General features: G+C 42.3%; 17 protein-coding genes. 5 read left to right on the top strand and 12 right to left on the bottom strand.

Annotation, left to right across the window (positions count from 1 at the left end):
- Positions 1–123 precede the first annotated feature (123 nt).
- Both CSV74_RS06685 and CSV74_RS06680 read left to right on the top strand, forming a co-directional pair.
- Positions 124–513: an OsmC family protein gene (locus CSV74_RS06685; protein ID WP_099670712.1), complete on the top strand. Its 390-nt coding sequence runs from the start codon at positions 124–126 to the stop codon at positions 511–513.
- Positions 514–630: 117 nt separating this feature from the next.
- A complete protein-coding gene (locus tag CSV74_RS06680; protein WP_099691070.1) occupies positions 631–1986 on the top strand; it encodes an S-layer homology domain-containing protein in 1356 nt (451 codons plus the stop codon).
- 39 nt (positions 1987–2025) lie between these two features.
- Here the strand turns inward: CSV74_RS06680 and CSV74_RS06675 are convergent, their stop codons facing one another.
- The 3 genes from CSV74_RS06675 to CSV74_RS06665 form a co-directional block, all read right to left on the bottom strand.
- Entirely contained in the window at positions 2026–2391 is a 366-nt protein-coding gene (locus tag CSV74_RS06675; protein ID WP_099691069.1) for a hypothetical protein, read from the bottom strand.
- A 418-nt stretch (positions 2392–2809) separates the two neighbouring features.
- Positions 2810–3967 (bottom strand): PstS family phosphate ABC transporter substrate-binding protein, encoded by a 1158-nt coding sequence (locus CSV74_RS06670; RefSeq protein WP_099691068.1) that lies wholly within the window; start codon positions 3965–3967, stop codon positions 2810–2812.
- 14 nt (positions 3968–3981) lie between these two features.
- On the bottom strand, positions 3982–4434 hold the full coding sequence (locus tag CSV74_RS06665) for a helix-turn-helix transcriptional regulator (RefSeq protein ID WP_029055254.1): 453 nt from the start codon (positions 4432–4434) through the stop codon (positions 3982–3984).
- Positions 4435–4607: 173 nt separating this feature from the next.
- Here CSV74_RS06665 and CSV74_RS06660 point away from each other — a divergent pair, with 173 nt between their 5' ends.
- On the top strand, positions 4608–5930 hold the full coding sequence (locus CSV74_RS06660; RefSeq protein ID WP_099691067.1) for a sodium-dependent transporter: 1323 nt from the start codon (positions 4608–4610) through the stop codon (positions 5928–5930).
- Positions 5931–6407: 477 nt separating this feature from the next.
- Here the strand turns inward: CSV74_RS06660 and CSV74_RS06655 are convergent, their stop codons facing one another.
- The 8 genes from CSV74_RS06655 to CSV74_RS06620 form a co-directional block, all read right to left on the bottom strand.
- A complete protein-coding gene (locus CSV74_RS06655; RefSeq protein WP_029054285.1) occupies positions 6408–6887 on the bottom strand; it encodes a GAF domain-containing protein in 480 nt (159 codons plus the stop codon).
- Between the two features lie 94 nt (positions 6888–6981).
- Positions 6982–7224, bottom strand: coding sequence for a PepSY domain-containing protein (locus tag CSV74_RS06650; protein WP_199083962.1), 243 nt, complete (start codon positions 7222–7224; stop codon positions 6982–6984).
- Positions 7225–7350: 126 nt separating this feature from the next.
- A complete protein-coding gene (locus CSV74_RS06645) occupies positions 7351–8643 on the bottom strand; it encodes an MFS transporter (protein WP_099691066.1) in 1293 nt (430 codons plus the stop codon).
- A gap of 170 nt (positions 8644–8813) precedes the next feature.
- The gene (locus tag CSV74_RS06640; protein WP_099691065.1) at positions 8814–9242 is read right to left on the bottom strand and encodes a YugN family protein; all 429 of its coding nucleotides are present in this window, start codon (positions 9240–9242) and stop codon (positions 8814–8816) included.
- 221 nt (positions 9243–9463) lie between these two features.
- Complete coding sequence (mnmH, locus tag CSV74_RS06635) at positions 9464–10498, bottom strand: tRNA 2-selenouridine(34) synthase MnmH (RefSeq protein ID WP_099691064.1); 1035 nt, start codon at positions 10496–10498, stop codon at positions 9464–9466.
- A 21-nt stretch (positions 10499–10519) separates the two neighbouring features.
- A complete protein-coding gene (selD, locus tag CSV74_RS06630) occupies positions 10520–11566 on the bottom strand; it encodes a selenide, water dikinase SelD (protein WP_099691063.1) in 1047 nt (348 codons plus the stop codon).
- A gap of 141 nt (positions 11567–11707) precedes the next feature.
- A complete protein-coding gene (locus CSV74_RS06625; protein ID WP_099691062.1) occupies positions 11708–12364 on the bottom strand; it encodes a GNAT family protein in 657 nt (218 codons plus the stop codon).
- On the bottom strand, positions 12361–13473 hold the full coding sequence (locus tag CSV74_RS06620) for a mandelate racemase/muconate lactonizing enzyme family protein (protein ID WP_099691061.1): 1113 nt from the start codon (positions 13471–13473) through the stop codon (positions 12361–12363). The genes CSV74_RS06625 and CSV74_RS06620 overlap by 4 nt, the downstream gene beginning before the upstream one ends.
- Positions 13474–13561: 88 nt before the next feature.
- Between CSV74_RS06620 and CSV74_RS06615 the strand changes: the two genes are divergently transcribed.
- Positions 13562–14812 carry an HTH domain-containing protein gene (locus tag CSV74_RS06615; protein ID WP_099691060.1) on the top strand — a complete coding sequence of 417 codons (1251 nt, stop codon included), beginning with the start codon at positions 13562–13564 and terminating at the stop codon, positions 14810–14812.
- Positions 14813–14854: 42 nt separating this feature from the next.
- Here CSV74_RS06615 and nhaC read toward each other — a convergent pair whose 3' ends face one another.
- The gene (nhaC, locus tag CSV74_RS06610) at positions 14855–16297 is read right to left on the bottom strand and encodes a Na+/H+ antiporter NhaC (protein ID WP_369823695.1); all 1443 of its coding nucleotides are present in this window, start codon (positions 16295–16297) and stop codon (positions 14855–14857) included.
- Positions 16298–16548: 251 nt separating this feature from the next.
- Between nhaC and CSV74_RS06605 the strand changes: the two genes are divergently transcribed.
- Positions 16549–17400, top strand: a complete 852-nt coding sequence (locus CSV74_RS06605; protein WP_369823694.1) for a dimethylarginine dimethylaminohydrolase family protein — start codon at positions 16549–16551, stop codon at positions 17398–17400.
- The last annotated feature ends 7 nt before the right edge of the window (positions 17401–17407 follow it).

Below are 17407 nucleotides of genomic sequence, written 5' to 3'. Positions count from 1 at the left end.
ACTCCTTTCCATCTTACGTTTAGTCTTCCACAAATTCATGAGATTAAACATAGAGAGTCAGTTATCGTTCTTTGGTTTTCTTAATGAAACAACGTATACTAACTGCATAAGGGGCTGATCAACATGAATTTCCATATGACAAAACACGGTTTTGATACGGAGACAGAATTCGGTACATTACACATTTCATCAAATGAAGAAAAAGGGTTTCGGCCTTATCAGCTGATGGTTGCATCGATCGCAGCTTGTGGTGGCGGTGTCATGCGAAAAGTCCTTGATAAAATGCGCATGCCAGCAGAAGACATTGCAATTGATGTAAAAGAAGTGGTGCGTTCTCAGGATGATGCCAGTCGATTGATGAAGATTCACCTTCACTTTACTGTTATCGGATCGAACGTTACAGACGAAAAGATGCCCAGAATCATGGAGCTGACGGAGAAGAATTGTTCTATGTTGCAATCCGTAATGGGTTGTATCGATGTAGTGAAAACATACGAGATTGGTACAAAGTAAGTTCCAAAGACCCGACAAGAGAGTTCTCCCTTTTGTCGGTTTTTATGTTTAAAGGCCCTTATTTTTCCATTTGCAATTCTGTATAATGAATAGAATACCTAAAGGAGGTCTACCTATATGAAGAATAAACTAATCGGGTTGTTAGCAGTTTTCTTGTTTTTCGCAGCAACACCATTCCAGGCACAGGCTGCCACACAATTTTCTGACGTAGACAAGCATTGGGCAAAAAAAGAAATCATGTATTTAGCTGACCGTAATATCATCGGAGGTTTTCCAGACGGTACCTTTAAGCCAAATGATCCCATTACACGGGCGCAGGCATCTTCCATGCTCATAAAAGCATTGAAGATTCCATTGGTTAAAAATCCTACAGTGCAATTTAAGGACGTCTCGAAAAAATCTTCCTATTATCAAATTCTAGCAACAATGAATGAAAAAGGCATCATGCGTGGTGATAATGGTTTCATGCGTCCTGGTGAAGATACTTCACGCGCACATATGGCTGCGATCATTCGTCGTTCATTTAACATACCTGTCGATAATCAAGCAACATTTGTGGACGTATCCCCGACACATTGGTCATTCCCCGATATTAACGGGATTGCCAAAAAAGGAATCACCGGGGGTTCAGAAGGTAAGTACATGCCGACTAACTCCGTTACACGTTCTCAGTTCTCAGCATTTTTAGTGCGCGCATTAGACAACTCTATGAAGCTCGATGACTACCATTCCTATGTAAGTGTTAAAGGTAAAACGATTGAACAAAACGGCTTTATTTATACCATTGTAAAAGATAAAACATCTACTAAGTTATTTAAAGAGAATAAAAAGGCAGGTACACGATCAGCAATCTTGGATAGCGCGACTATGCCAGATAACGGAATCAACCGAATACTGCTCATGTCCGGCTATCAAATGGTCCTATACAATGATGAAATATTCATTCCGTATTGGAACTCGATCAACGCAGGAAATAAAATGCCTGCAGGTTATAACTTAGTGAAATTAAATGTTAATGACTGGAGTTATACAATTGGTAGTATTCCAATCGATCAAAAGTTCCGTAATATGTTCATTTGGAACGATCGGATCTACTATACACTTGAAAAGAACAAGGACCGTGTTTTCGATTCCAAATTCGATCCTACTACTCCACTGGATGATCCGTTGACGCTATATTCAGTTGCAATGGATGGGAAAAACAAAAAGACCTTATTGAACTTTAACGCGCGTGTTATTTTCGATGAAGTGGAAGCTACTACGAAAACCAATCAAGTAAGTCAAAACAATAAGTCTGTAGCGTTCGATCTTTCTACGATGTATTATTTCAACAAATCAGGTGTGTATAAATATAATCTGTTAGATAAAAAGACAAGCAAGATTTCCAATGTTCTTGCGAAAGATATGGAAGTTACCGCAACACAGTTAATCGTGACGGATCAAGCAGGTAAGAAACATACACTTAAGAAATAAAAAACGGCATGCCTCTAATCTAGCGGCATGCCGTTTTTTCTATTGACCTATAATAAGCTTAGCAACCATCCGAATCAATAATTGTCCAATAAAAAATGGGATAGCTGTTAGCAACATAACAAAGTCTCGACCAAATGGCTTGAACCATCCACCATCGTCTGAGATGAAATTCATTGCCAACACTAGAGATACTATGGCTGTTATCATGTTCATAAGCAACATGTAACGAACCTTCACGGTACAAGATAAAATACCTGATATCACAATGTATAAACCAGGGACTACTACTAAATACGCTGCCTCTTCTCGCTTCATATACTGACCATACTCATAGAAATGAAACAGAAATGGCGCTGGAATCAGACTCATAACGAGCCATACTATATTTAAATATCGTTTCACCATTAGTTCATCACTCCAGTTAGCTAAGGGTATAAAATGCACTGTTTGCTCAATATGATTATAAAACCTTCACATTCTTGACATACCCGCAACGACTATAAAAGTAGTCCACAAAAAACGAGCCCAATAGCTAAAACTGCGAGTGCTTTTAATAAAATATGTACAGTCGTAAGCCCACTTTTTTCTACAGGTCTTTTAACGATTGAAGAATGAACGTAGTTCCTACCATTCCGGTTATGAAAGTTCGTGCAACACCTATCCAATATTACGTCAATCCGTAGCCCCAATAGGCCATACTATGAAATAAATCACTTAGAAAAATACACCTGCTGCGCATGTGAAAGTGAGCATGATAAACACTAGTTGTTTCTGTTTCCTTGCATAATGTATATCCTCTTTTCATTTCACTAGACTACCGTTTTCACGGTTTCTTCATCGGCACGTAACCGACTTTCTCCACCAATTCCTGTCCTTGTGGTGAATTCATCCATTCAATGAACTTTTCCACATTCGGATTTTCTGTCCCTGCTGTGACGACATAAAACTCAGATGCAATTGGATATTCATCACTTCGTATGGTTTCTTTCGTCGGCTCTACCCCATCGATTGCCAGCAATTTAATCTCCTCATTGCCTACCATTTCCGTGGAATAATAACGGAAGGTATAGCCAATGGCATTTTTATAATTTCGATACTTTGAGACCTCCGATATGATACCCCCCATTCCTTCGGCCACATTTTCTTTTGGAGCATCCATAATCGGAATATCCCCCATCAACCGTTCCAAGCCTGTTTGACTACCACTGTCTGCCGGTCGTTGGAATGCACGGATTGGCTCGCTTTTCCCTCCAACTTCTTCCCAATTTGTAATTTTCCCCGCATAGATATCTTGAATTTGTTTTAATTCTAGCTGATCAATGAGGTTCTTTTGATTGACGAAAAAGACAAATGCCTCTCGACCTATTGGCGTTAATTTCAACTCAATACCTTGTTTCTTCGCCGCTTTCATTTGGGCGTCTGAAGGCCCCGCTGCAAAAATCATATCTACCCTGCCGGAAAGTAGATTTTCATAGGCAACAGGTGTTGTATTGACCATTACTTCACTATCATATGGGTTGTATTCTTTTCTAGGATAGACTGCCTGAACAAACGCTGCATACAGTGGATATAGCGCGGTAGCTCCGTCTACTCTGGGTAAATCATCCTTCAGTTCGAGTGAAGCGGCTTCATCGAGTACAGCGAGTTTTGATTCCTGTCCAATGGTAAACGGTTCATAATAACGCACCTCTACTTCGGCATCCACTGTCGAAATACTTTCCTTATACATATGCATGACTGGCCAAACTGCCGCTCCGATTATAACTACTCCAGCAATAGCACCGAACGACAGTTTTCGTTGTTTCGTGTTGAAGAAATGAAAAATCATCATGACGATCCAAACATATAAAACTATCACCGCACTAAGTGCTAACGGAATATAGTGGATCCATCCCATTAACAATAAATATAACAATCCAATTCCTGTGAAAAATAGTAACGCGATGAATAAAAGTACCGCAAATGCTATAGGTGCAACCATACGCGTCCCCCCTTTTATTTTCCGCTCAATTCCTCCAGTCGATGCCACGCCTCATCTTCATCAAACGAACTGTACCAACGATAATGCTCTTCATCCAAAATACGAAAATGCTGGCTAATTACGTTTTGCTGTAAACGAAAACGTCCTTTTGTTTTCAATTCACGCCACCACACTTTACCGCCCATCGATTGATCCATTCGACGGTCAATACCGTCGTGTGCGATTGTTTCCAGTACTTCTAGTGGATCTCCGCCGACTGTCGCTTGCAATACTTCACTTTCACGAAATAAAGCACAGACTGCTATAACGGCTGTCCAACTAGCCATTGCTCTTGCTTTTTCAATTTGAATCAAGGTCTTTTTGGAAAGTCCCAGTACATCCGCCATTTTTTGTTGGGAGTATTCTTTCTCCAATCGGATCACTCGTAACTTTAATGAAATCAGCTCTATTAATTGTTGTTGATTCACAAAATCACCTCGTAGTTACAATTCATATCTATAGGTGTAATATTACACCAATTTAACTGTATAAGCAAATGAATTTTCGGAATTCTCCGTTAACCTTGCATCTATCGATTCTTTCTTAAAATTATGATAAGATTTATTGACTTTGTGATTTAGTAAAAGAAACGAGGACTCTTATGAAACAGCGTGAACAATGGACATCCAAGATTGGTTTTATTTTAGCAGCTGCTGGCAGTGCCATCGGTTTAGGTGCAATCTGGAAGTTTCCTTATATGGCCGGTACGAACGGCGGCAGCGTGTTTGTGCTGTTATTTATCATTTGTACATTATTGATCGGTCTACCGATTTTATTGGCTGAGTTTGTCATCGGACGAAGAGGACAAGCAGATGCCGTGACTTCTTTGAAGAAATTATCAACAGGACGCAGTTGGGGATGGGTTGGATGGATGGGGCTTGCCTCTTCTTTCATTATCTTATCTTTTTATAGTGTTGTCGGAGGATGGATTTTATCGTATTTAGCTCGAGCCTTTACGTTTACATTAGGTGGGCTGGATTATGGTGAACTGTTTAATACGACGATCGCGAATCCATGGGAAGTATTATTGGCACAAGCATTATTTATGGCGTTGACGATCTTCATCGTTCAAAGCGGGATTCGTGGAGGAATTGAACGAGCTAGCCGCTGGATCATGCCCTTATTATTCTTGTCATTCATTGTATTGGCGATTCGTTCGCTGACACTAGATGGGGCGATGGAAGGTGTGCGTTTCCTATTCGTACCGGATTGGAGTTATTTTAACGGAACTACATTTCTTGTTGCGTTGGGACAGGCATTCTTCTCACTGAGTGTCGGTGTGACAGCAATGATGACCTACGCTTCCTACCTTTCAAAAGAGGAGAAGCTTGGACAGTCTGCATTTAATGTCTCGATACTGAACATAGGTATTTCTATCTTAGCAGGACTTGTTATTTTCCCAGCTGTTTTCGCCTTAGGGCATTCACCAGAAGCGGGCCCCGGGCTGATTTTCGTCATTCTACCGGCTATTTTCAATGAAATTCCATTTGGCAGTGCGTTTTTGATCATCTTCTTTTTCCTGATGCTGTTTGCTACACTGACTTCTGCTATCGCAATGCTCGAAATAGTAGTTTCTACAGGCATCCGTAAAAAGCATGATAGAAGAAAACGTGCTTCATGGGTTTTTGGCGGGCTGATCTTTTTAGTTGGAATTCCAAGTGCACTGTCATTTGGCTTGCTATCTAATGTTAGCATCTTCGGCAATTCCATCTTCGATTTTGCCGATTTGCTGACGAGTAGAATTGCGATGCCGCTCGGGGCATTGGCCGTGTCTTTATTTGCTGGCTTCGTGCTAACGAAAGAGGACACAGCGGAAGAGTTAGGAATGCATCCTGCTCTTCACTCGTTGTGGAAAGTGATTGTACGCTATTTCGCACCTATCGCGATCGTCGTCATTTTCTTTACTTGGGTTTTAGGTATGTAAAAAGCACGCTGGAGAACTTCTCCGGCGTGCTTTTTCTTTATATAATCTTAGAAAGTGAGTGAGTGGAAAGGCACCGTTGATCGACGTTCCAGGCGGTCGCTTTCCCATGGGCGTGGCTTGAGCCTCCTCGTGCGCTTCGCTTCTGCGGGGTCTCAAGGCGCACGCTGATCCATCGGGAGTCGCCGCCTTCCACTTACGATCAACTGATTATACTAGAGCTAATTAGGTTTACATTGCGATTACCAACTGACTTAGCTTGTTTTCCTACTTATTAGATTCAAATACGAATACGTAAGGTTTTGTCATTCCACTTTATCAGTCACGTAAGAGACAGTAGTGAAGCGAAGTGGAATGCTCTGGGAGGATCAGCTCGACAGGTGAGACCACTAAAGGAGCAAAGCGACTAGCGGGCCCTCCAGAACGCGTCCGCCTGGAACGCAGTGTAACGTCTTCCTCCCCTTCAGCCTTTTTTCTTCACTAGATATGCTTCATAAGTGCTTCTACTACTTGCGTCAATCCCGCCAAGTCATCTTGCGTAAAGCGATCTAGTTCAGGACTGTCGATGTCGAGTACACCAAACACTTCTCCATCTTTAATCAACGGTACAACGACTTCGGAACGAGATGCTGCGTCGCATGCTATATGGCCTGGGAACGCGTTGACGTCCGGTACGACTAAGCCCTCTCTTGTCTTCGCAACTGTTCCGCAAACACCTCTACCGAGCGGAATACGGATACATGCCGGTAATCCCTGGAACGGGCCGAGAACGAGTTCATCGCCATCCATCAAGTAAAAACCAACCCAATTGATGCGATCGAAGAATTGATTGAGTAATGCAGATGCGTTGCTTAAGTTTGCGTATACGTTTGGCTCTCCCGATACTAGTGCATCCAACTGTGTTGCAAGTTGTGCGTACTTCTCTTGTAGGTTATTGGAGTAATCAATAGGTGTGTACATACTAATTCCCTGCTTTCTGTGTATAGTTCTTACTTTCATCATACACAGAATAATAGACTTGGAAAAGTAATCGAACTTCATTCCTTGTTTCACATCAATCTAATTTCACCCTCAGTACCTCACCGGTCACCGCATCTAATTTGACTTCATACTTATGCCCTTCTGCTGTGCGAATATCCACTTCATATATCAACATACCGTCGTCAAATTCCAGTTCTGATTTGACTACTTCACCGGGTACTCTTTGTCTGGCAATTTCGTTTGCCTGCTCCATTGAAATCCTACGATATTGCGGATGTTGCCAGTGATTCATCCAATACTCACTTTGCTGATTCAATGAACGATCCCTCCTATTTCTTTCTACGTTGTTACTCTATGCGAAAGAATGATAAGATGCCCCACAGCCAAGCCTGTCGTTTACGCAAGAAAAACGGATTATTTCCGAGGAAATAATCCGTTTTTGTCAGGCAGTCTGTGCAGGAATATTCTTTTGTTTATACCGCATCCAAATAATGAGCGGAATAAGTAGTAAGGAAATATAGGTTCCGAGAAAACTTAACATGGAAAAACCTAAGAACGCCACGACAATTCCCGATGCAAGTCCACCTACTGTTCCTGCTAGTGCGACAAACACGTCGATGCTTCCTTGGATCTTCGCGCGAGTTAACACATCAGTAGAATCGATAACAATGGCCGTTCCACTGATTAATCCGAAGTTCCAGCCCACACCTAGTAATATGAGTGATGCGGACATCCAGAATATCGATCCGCCTGCTACATAGGCTGCGAGAATACCCGCTAACGCAAGTGTCACGCCCGAAGCTACAACCATAGTAGGTCGTCCAATCCGGTCTACTAACACACCCGTAAAAACGGACGGTAAATACATACCCGCTATATGTAAGCCGATTACCAAACCAATACCTGATATCTCAGCGCCATGGTGCTGCATATGGACAGGGGTCATCGTCATAATAGCAACCATGACACCATGCGACAGTACGAGCACGATGCCACCTACCCAAATACCCATCTTATTTGCCTTATGCTGATGAACAACATATCCTTCATAAGATTCTTCACGTTCCTTTTGTTCAGCCAGTTCAATCTCACGTGCAACGAGTAACGGATCGGGTCGTAAAAACAGCAAGAATGTCAGCCCTGATAATACGTAGGCGACACCCGCCAGTAGAAATACACCAGTTAATGTAGGAATACCGATTAGATCTGCTATATGTCCCATTGGTAAGACGAGATTGGGGCCAGCTACAGCGCCAACTGTGGTTGAAACAAGAGCGACACTGACTGCAGTAGCTCGTTGCTTTTCACTCGCAAGGTCTGTTCCAGCATAGCGAGCTTGTAGATTGGAAGATGTACCTGCCCCATAGATAAACAGAAAGATGAATAACACAGCAAGACTGCCGGTCATCACAGCAAATATCACACCGAATGCTCCTACACCACCGGTGATAAAGCCTGAACCGAGGCCGAGTCGACGACCGTAACGCTGAGATAACCTGCCGACGAGATAGGCAGAGAATGCGGAACCAAAAGTAGACAGCGCAATCGGCATACCGGCTAAGCTTTCATTTCCCGTCATGTCTTGGATCAATAGCGCACCTACTGTGATTCCTGCTGCAAGTCCGGCACCACTAAATATTTGGGAAATGATCACGACAAGTAAGGAGCGCTTATACAATTGCTTCTGTGCAGCTTTAGATTTTGTATAGTATGAATAATCTTGCTGTCTTGACATGAAATTCCCACCTTTTTTATTACCACGTAATGGATTTGCAAGTTAATTGATTTTTTACACTTTATTTATCTTATCATACATTAGTCAGGACAATGAGGAGGCTTTTCCGTACACGAAAACAAGCAGGCCCTGTGATGCCAGGCCTGCTTGTCCTTTCATAGTGTAAGATTTTATACTAGTGGAGCGATAAAAATAGGATGATCTGAGAACTTTGCTATTCGCGCTTCCCCTTCATGTACCCATTTTTCATCGTATACAATAGGTCCGTCTTTATCTTCCGGTGTCTGGAACTGGTCGAGTCCGACAGAAGCTAATACAGGGCTGTCATCGTCATCCAATCCAATATTTACTACGTGATTGATGATAAAAGGTACGTCAAATTCGATCATTGCGCTATCTTCATCGAGTTCACCCTCCACTACGTGAAAAGGTATTCGTAAGTAGATCGTATCGCTACCGTCCTGATTCAAGATGGTGTCGAAGTTTCCGCGGTCAAAGTCCCAGTTACCTCCCATTTGGATATCATGTTCCAGAAGTATGTTCCGCGCATCTCCAAATAGTGATTTTTTTCCTGGTAGATTTGTTTTCAGTTCGATCATGGCATTTCCTCTTTTCTATATCAGTTTTTCTCGTTGAATGTCTGATTGATGATAGTTTTAAGAATACCCTAGTTAGTTGTCTGACAAACTTTTCTAGTGGTCTGAATGAATAACATTAACCAAAAGTGAGAGTTTCTTTGATCTACGCAGGCGGACTGCACTCAACTCATTTTATTTTTACGCAAAAGAAAAGACTACCCAACAGGATAGTCTACCTTCATTTATTTCATTAGCTCTTTATACCGTTTCAGGCATTCTTCATACGCTTCTTGCACGGTTTCAGCCTCGATCACGTCTTGGCCAGTTGTAGCGAAGCGGGCTACGGAGTGTTCGTATTGAGGGTCGTAGTAGTGAGTCAATAGCTGTTCTACAGCTTCCGCAAAACGTCCGTTTTCCAGGTCTTCCTGAATTTGTGCCGCGATGGGTTGGTGGATGCGTTTGCGAATTCTTGAGAATGCTTCTAGAAACAGTTCTGGTTGTTTTTCCGGTTCATACTCGGAAAGGATTTCTTCAACCCGCGCTTTGACCGGCAGTCTAATAATCCACTGCGGACTCTGGCCTTTTTTCTCAAACAGTAGTTCCGGCATATGTACTTGCCCTATGCGTTTGCTTTCGCCTTCTATGAAGATATATGGTTCATTTTCATACTTTTCCAGTTTATCTGCAATTAGTAATTCAAATTTCTTCTGGTTGTTTGGCTTGACACCGATTTGTCCGAATATCGAACCTCGATGGCCTGCCATGCCTTCTAGATCGATGACCGGACAGCCGTCTTCCATTAGCTTGTGAAGAATCTTCGTCTTGCCGCTTCCTGTATAGCCGTTTAGTACAAGCAATTTAGGTTTGATTGGTTCTTGCAGTTTCGCAATGACCCACTGGCGATATGTATGAATCCCGCCACTGATTCGGCTTGAGCGGATGCCCATCAATTCCAGTACGGTCATTGCCGTTTTGCTTCGCATGCCGCCACGCCAGCAAAACACAGTGATTTGCGTGTCAATTTTCCTGAACTCCGCAATGAAATCGGGTAGTTTTTTAGAGAAAATAGCCAGACCATGATCCATTGCGGCTTGTTTTCCTACTTGCTTATAAAGCGTACCTACTTCCGCCCGTTCTTCATTCGTGAAAATCGGAATGTTAATACTGCCTGGAATAGTTGCTTCTTTAAACTCTTTTGGAGAGCGTACATCGACTAATGTATGTGAACGATTTTTCTGTAATTCGAGTGCGTCTGTCAATGTAATATCTCGTACCATGTAATTTTCCATCTCCTTGATTTACTGCACGATAATTCGACCGTTATGTTCATCGGTTACTTCTCCAATAATATGCGCATCGACTCCCGCTTCACGCAATTGTGCATGCAAACGATCTGCTTCATCTCCAGCAACTGATACAAGCAAGCCACCAGAAGTTACTGCGTCACATAAAATCCATCTGCCGATTTGATCCAATGATTCTGGATATTCTACCATATCTTCTATATGTGCAAAGTTGTTTTTCGTACCGCCCGGAACCGAACCGGCTTCTGCTAGTTCTCTTGTACGTGGTAATACAGGAACTTTCTCGTTATCGATTCGCAAGCATACGCCACTACCTGTTGCCATTTCAGAAGCATGTCCAAGTAAGCCAAAGCCTGTTACGTCTGTTGACGCATGAATGCTGTAATCATCCATTACTTCAGCCGCCGTTTTATTGAGTGTTGTCATCACTTTTGTCACGTGAATTTCTTCTTCTTCAGACAATAATCCGTTTTTCAATGAAGTAGTCATGATACCTACGCCAATCGGTTTTGTCAGAATCAAACGATCACCTGGTTTTGCCCCTGCATTTGTGCGAATCTTGTCAGGATGTACCGTTCCAGTTACTTGCATACCGAACTTTGGCTCCTGATCATCAATCGAGTGGCCACCGACAAGAACTGCACCAGCTTCCTTTAATTTGTCAGCAGCTCCGCGCAAGATCTCCGTCAAGATACTGCGGTCAAGTGTATGGATCGGGAATGCGACGATATTCAACGCTGTAATTGGTTTACCGCCCATTGCATAGACATCACTGATCGCATTCGCCGCTGCCACTTGTCCAAAATCATATGGATCATTGACAATGGGTGTGAAGAAATCTAGGGTCTGCACGATAGCAGTCGTATCATTTATCTTATATACACCTGCGTCGTCGCCTGTATCCAATCCGACAAGTAAATTAGGGTCCGCGACGCCAGGAGGCAATGTTCGTAGAACTTCAGCTAAATCAGCGGGTCCTATTTTACAACCGCAGCCTCCTTTTGAAGATAATGAAGTGAGTTTTACAGAAGAATTTTGCATTACGGATATCAACCTTTCAATTTGTAGTTCCTTAATTTTACCATAGAGTTGGCATTCTAGATCTGTTGGGCACTTGAAATGCTTATGGACAATGAAAAAAAGACTACGCTTAAAGGCATAGTCTTACATGATGCAAATGCATTATTTTACGTACTTTACATACCAGTGGTCGTTCTTTTTCTCGATATATTCTCCAATCCAACCTTCTTTCAACAATTTTTGCTGCTGTTCGGTATTCTCCATCAGAACAAATTGCTGTTCCGACGTCGTTCCACGGGAAGGCTCTTGGAGATCCTTGAATAAAATATAGCGCAGTTTATTGCCATATTTCACTTTGAGTTCTTTGATTCTTAAACCTAGTGCAAATTTATCTTTCAAGCTTGGAATATTAAATGGTGCAACGGTTGTACAAATATAGCGATAACGATCTCTTTCGACATGTTCCATTAGCCATTTACCGAGTGTTGTTTGCAGTCCATGCCCTCTATAGTCTGGATCCACACCCGAAATCTCCGAGTACAGCACACTAGATAATTCATTTGTTAATACTCCCGCATCGATTCCTAAATGCTCTTCATCATCACCAGGGTCCAACATAGCACGGAACGCGATGAGACGATGATCGACGAAAGCTCCTACCATCATGCCATTACCGCGTAGAATGTACACAAACTCTTCTTCTGATAGCGGTTGAAGAAAATCAGGTTGCTCAAGAACAGCAATGATTCGTTGTTGTAAAGCTAGAACTTCCGGCAGCTGATCTTCTGTTAGAAGTGAAAGTGATGCTTGCAATGTCATACTATCACCTTTTCTTTACGCACCGTCAATTCTTCTAGCGCTTGTTCATCTACATCGATGCCAAGTCCAGGCTTTTCGTTGAGTTCAATAAACGGTACATCATAGTGCAGATTGCCGACGTCTTTACTGAATTTCAACGGGCCGGTCAATTCTACACTCGTCATCGCTTTTTGTGAGAATGCTACATGGAAGCCTGCTGCAGATCCAATAGACGACTCCACCATTGATCCAACCTGACATTCGATACCTGCCATCTCCGCCATATGTGCAAGCTTCATTGCAGGATACATACCCCCACATTTCATGAGCTTGATATTCACTTTATCTGCTGCACGTTTTGCTATGATTTCACGCATCTCGCGCACGCCACGCAATCCCTCATCAGCCATTAGAGGCGTCGCAATTTTCGATTTGATTTCTACCATTGCATCGATATCATCCGCTTTGACTGGCTGCTCGAGCCAATCCAGTTCACAGCTTTCCAATTGTTTCATTGCCTGCAATGTCGTCGCACTGTTGACCCAACCTTGGTTAACATCCACACGGATTGCGATATCTTTGCCAACACGCTCGCGCACGGCCTGAATTCGCTTGACATCTTCAGCTGCGCTGGTACCGACTTTCATCTTTAATGAACTATAGCCAGCTGCCACACGATCAGCAGCTTCTTGTGCCATATGTTCAGGTGAAGCAATACTTAACACATGCGTAATTGGAAACTTCTCATGATAACGACCCCCAATTAAATTATAGGCGGGGATACCATATGCCTTCCCTACTGCGTCAAAGCAAGCCATGTCTAGTGCCGCTTTCGCTGTAGGTACACCGTAAATCGCTTGATCCATCACTTCATGAATTTTCCCAAAGCGACTTGGATTTTCTCCGAGTAAAGCAGGAGCAAGTGTGTGACGAAGTACGGCAAATGTACCTTCCCAACTTTCGCCCGTGACATGGTCGTCTGCTACTGCTTCACCATACCCTACGTAACCTGTGTCTGTTGTAAGTTTTACGATAATAGAAGGCATATCATCATAAGATGCGTAGCTAATTACAAATGGTTCATAGAGCGGTAATCGAATTGCAAAAATTTCAATTTCAGTTATTTTCATTATTTTTCTTCCTTTCCTATTGGCAGCTTTTCATTCGTATTGTATGATTGTCGTTAAATAGTCGCTAATGAAAAGAGGAGGTCCCATTATGAAGGTTACCATTGCATTAATCGGCTCACAAGAATTTTGTCGACAAGCAGAGAATATTATGTTGCCCCATAATATGCGCATTGATTACTATCAATATGATAGTCCGTCCGAAGCTCCTCGTTTACTGGAGACACTAAAACCTTGTCACGCTATTTTGTTCTCTGGCTCCTTGCCTTATGAAGCGTCTGAGCAAGTTCTTCGGACCATCTCGATTCCAACATTTTATATCCAGCAAAATGAACATACTATCGCTGTCACTTTATTATACCTTGCTTCAGAAAAAAATATCGCAATTCATGATATTTCTCTAGATATAAAAAACAAAATACACATTGAACAGATTCTGCAAGATCTCGGTCCTCTCTCTTCCATGCAGAAGCCTGCTATATATGAACTGCAATCCAACGGTGATTTGCAGGCTGTTGTGAACTTTCATATTGAGCATGTAAAAAGCGGAAGGTCAAAAATGGCAATAACTAGTGTGCATGCCGTGTATGATCAATTACAAGCGGCAGGCATCCCATCATTCCGGATGTTGGATCCTGCAAGCAATATTTTACGTGCGATGGAACACGCTGTCCAACAAGCGAATTTAACAAGAAGCGAAGCGACTAAAATCGCTGTAGGTATACTGCAAGTTCATCAACCTGAGCAACTTCCACAGGACACCATTGAGACACTAGCAAACTACTTGCAGGCACAATGGAAAGAAAAAGAAAGTAGCTTCTTTTTTTACACTACTATAGGAACCATCGAATTTGTTTTAGCAATGAAGGACTTCATCCAGTTCTGTGAATCCCTTCATCCTGCATCTACTTTGTCTTTTGGATTAGGCCAAACGATCGTAGAAGCTAGTGACAATGCAATGAGTGCACTGCAACTTGGTAAACAAGCAATAGACAAAGGGATTTTTATGCTTGATGAACATAAGAAACTACACGGTCCTTTGCCAGCTACAAAACCTTCAGTCGCGATGAGGTTGGACGACCCAGATTTGCTTAAGATCAGTGAAAAGACGACATTGAGCCCAGCTGTCATTTCCAAGCTAACGCAGTTTGATCAATTCAGGCAATCTACACCATTCACCGCTAATGACTTAGCAGGATATTTAGCTGTTTCCAGAAGAACTGCTGAACGTACAATTAAAAAGCTAATGGATCAACAATTTGTCGATACTGTTGGTGAAGAAATGACCTACAGCCAAGGTAGACCACGTGCATTGTACAAAATGAAGCTTGCTATCTATTAAAAAGGCAAAGCCGTTAAAATACCTCGGCTTTGCCTTTTTGAATTATTCGAGCTGTGCCTCAAGTTCCAACTTCGCTTCTTGGTCATTCATTTCTACAATTTCTTCAGACGTCATTTTGACGACAGCGAAACCTGTAAAAGCGTAGATAATTGAAATAAGAGGAACAGCAAAATTCAGAATAGCGTATGGGCCGTATTCTACTACACTGACACCAAGCGTACCGAATATAAACACACCACAAGTATTCCAAGGAATAAATACGGACGTAAGCGTCCCTCCATCTTCCAATGCACGCGACAAGTTCTTCGAGCTCAGTCCCATATCTTTATATGTTTTACTGAACATTCTGGAAGGTACAACGATCGAAATATATTGTTCAGAACAAGTTGCATTGGTCATGATACACGCGCCAATCGTTGAAATGATTAATGTGGACGTAGATTTTACAACCTTCAGCAATTGCGTCATAATTGCTCGCAACATACCTGAATACTCAAGAATACCACCGAAGGTCATGGCCACAATAGTCATAGAGACGGTATACATCATACTATCCAAGCCGCCACCATTAAATAGTTTATCTACTAGCTGGTTACCTGTCTCAATCGCAAAACCACTCTGCAGAGCACCAAGTGCATCCACAAACGTCCCCGACTGAATTGTTACATGCGATAAAAAACCTAAAACAATTCCGATAATCAGTGCCGGCACTGCAGGAATCTTCATCGCGACCATCAAAATGACTGCCAAAGGAACTAGCAATAGCCAAGGCGATATAACGAAGCTATCTTGCATGACCTGGGCCGTTTGTGCAATCGATGTTAATTCCGCTTCACCTGAACCAAATTTTCTTCCAAGGAATGTAAACGCACCAAGGGCAATTACTAATCCAGGAATTGTCGTATACAACATATGCTTAATATGATCGAACAAATCCGTTCCGGTAAGTCCTGCGGCTAAATTGGTTGTATCCGATAACGGTGACATCTTGTCTCCAAAATACGCACCAGAAATGACAGCTCCCGCTACCATACCTGCAGGGATTCCCATACTGAGTCCAATCCCCATTCCAGCTACACCAATCGTTGCCATTGTCGACCAGGAGCTACCTATTGCCAATGATACAATTGAGCAGATCAGCGCTATGGCTACTAGGAACCAAGAAGGCGTAATAATCTTCAATCCGTAGAAAATCATTGTCGCGACTATTCCGCCGCCCATCCACGAGCCAATAACCAAACCGACAAGCATAATGATGATTACTGCCGGAAGGGCCAAACGAATTCCTTTGTACATCATTTCCTCAATTTCTTCCCACGAGAAACCATGACGCCAAGCTACGAGTGACGCAATGGCAGTTCCTACAATTAGCGGCATGTGCGGTCCTTCTTTAAGCTGTACTACGGTAATAATCATGACTAGAATCATCAATACTAACGGTAAGATCGACCACCAGAACCCTATTTCTCTTTTCCTCTGATCCACTGCACTTCACCCCATCCAAATTCAGTCAATACAAAAGTGTCGCTATATAGTCGTTTAACCTATTTTAAACGTTTTCTAAATTATTTGTCAATGGAAATATGTAAGCGTTTACTGTATTTATTTTTCTAACTGATTGTCAGGCGCTGTGAGAGGCCTTTCTAAAACAGTGGAACCTATTAGCTAGAGAAGTTTATAAAATTCGTAAATGGGAATAATACAAAGTACTTTCATGAATGGGAGGCACACTGACAGTGACCGCTAATAACCAAAGAATAGATACGGTAAAATGCATAACAGAATATGATACATTGCGCCGAGTCATATTATGCCAGCCAGAATTCATGGCGATTGATGAAGTCATTAACGAAGTACAAAAAAAGTATGAAAATGAAAATATCAATAAAAGCCGTGCAATGAATCAGCACGCAGAATTTGAGAAGCTTTTGAAGGAGAACGGAGTGGAGGTCATTACGCTGCCTACTTCTGAAAAATACCCTGAACAAGTCTTTACACGGGATATTGGATTCACAATCGGTAATGAAGTATTCATCGCAGACTTGGCTACAAATATACGAAAAGGGGAAGAAATCACGCTAAAAGAATGGCTGATTGCGCAAGACATTCCCTATCAATCCGCGACGGATCGAATGGAAGGCGGAGACATTATTGTCGACCGGGATACTCTCTACATCGGCATCAGTAGCCGTACATCCGAGGAAGCTGTTAACAAGCTGGAAGAACAGCTTCCTGATCATCAACTTAAGCGAATTCCATTTGACGGACGGTACTTGCATCTAGACTGCGTTTTCAATATCCTTTCTCCCGAAAAAGCGCTAGTCTTTCCAGCAGCGTTTGATCAGGAAACACTCCATCAACTGGCAGATTCGTACCAACTGATCGAAGTGGCGGAAGATGAACAGTTTTCGCTAGGTACTAATGTTCTCTCCATTGGTAATAATAAAGTATTCAACCTTCCACAAAACGAACAAGTGAATGCAAACTTACGCGCAAATGGATTTGAAGTCATAGAAGTCGACTTCTCTGAAATCATTAAATCAGGCGGTTCTTTCAGATGTTGTTCAATGCCTGTAGAACGCGGATAATACAAAA

It is taken from the genome of Sporosarcina sp. P19 (assembly GCF_002743165.1).
GTDB lineage: Bacteria > Bacillota > Bacilli > Bacillales_A > Planococcaceae > Sporosarcina > Sporosarcina ureae.
Note: the sequence above shows the minus strand (reverse complement) of the source record. Positions and strands in the feature narration are given on the sequence as shown.

Bases quoted from the DNA above. Each gene is read 5' to 3' on its own strand.
- CSV74_RS06645 (WP_099691066.1), bottom strand. From the start codon at position 8,643: ATGTCAAGACAGCAAGATTATTCATACTATACAAAATCTAAAGCTGCA.
- selD (WP_099691063.1), bottom strand. From the start codon at position 11,566: ATGCAAAATTCTTCTGTAAAACTCACTTCATTATCTTCAAAAGGAGGC.
- CSV74_RS06620 (WP_099691061.1), bottom strand. From the start codon at position 13,473: ATGAAAATAACTGAAATTGAAATTTTTGCAATTCGATTACCGCTCTAT.
- CSV74_RS06655 (WP_029054285.1), bottom strand. From the start codon at position 6,887: ATGTACACACCTATTGATTACTCCAATAACCTACAAGAGAAGTACGCA.
- CSV74_RS06640 (WP_099691065.1), bottom strand. From the start codon at position 9,242: ATGATCGAACTGAAAACAAATCTACCAGGAAAAAAATCACTATTTGGA.
- CSV74_RS06680 (WP_099691070.1), top strand. From the start codon at position 631: ATGAAGAATAAACTAATCGGGTTGTTAGCAGTTTTCTTGTTTTTCGCA.
- CSV74_RS06670 (WP_099691068.1), bottom strand. From the start codon at position 3,967: ATGGTTGCACCTATAGCATTTGCGGTACTTTTATTCATCGCGTTACTA.
- CSV74_RS06675 (WP_099691069.1), bottom strand. From the start codon at position 2,391: ATGGTGAAACGATATTTAAATATAGTATGGCTCGTTATGAGTCTGATT.
- CSV74_RS06615 (WP_099691060.1), top strand. From the start codon at position 13,562: ATGAAGGTTACCATTGCATTAATCGGCTCACAAGAATTTTGTCGACAA.
- mnmH (WP_099691064.1), bottom strand. From the start codon at position 10,498: ATGGTACGAGATATTACATTGACAGACGCACTCGAATTACAGAAAAAT.
- CSV74_RS06625 (WP_099691062.1), bottom strand. From the start codon at position 12,364: ATGACATTGCAAGCATCACTTTCACTTCTAACAGAAGATCAGCTGCCG.
- CSV74_RS06660 (WP_099691067.1), top strand. From the start codon at position 4,608: ATGAAACAGCGTGAACAATGGACATCCAAGATTGGTTTTATTTTAGCA.
- CSV74_RS06685 (WP_099670712.1), top strand. From the start codon at position 124: ATGAATTTCCATATGACAAAACACGGTTTTGATACGGAGACAGAATTC.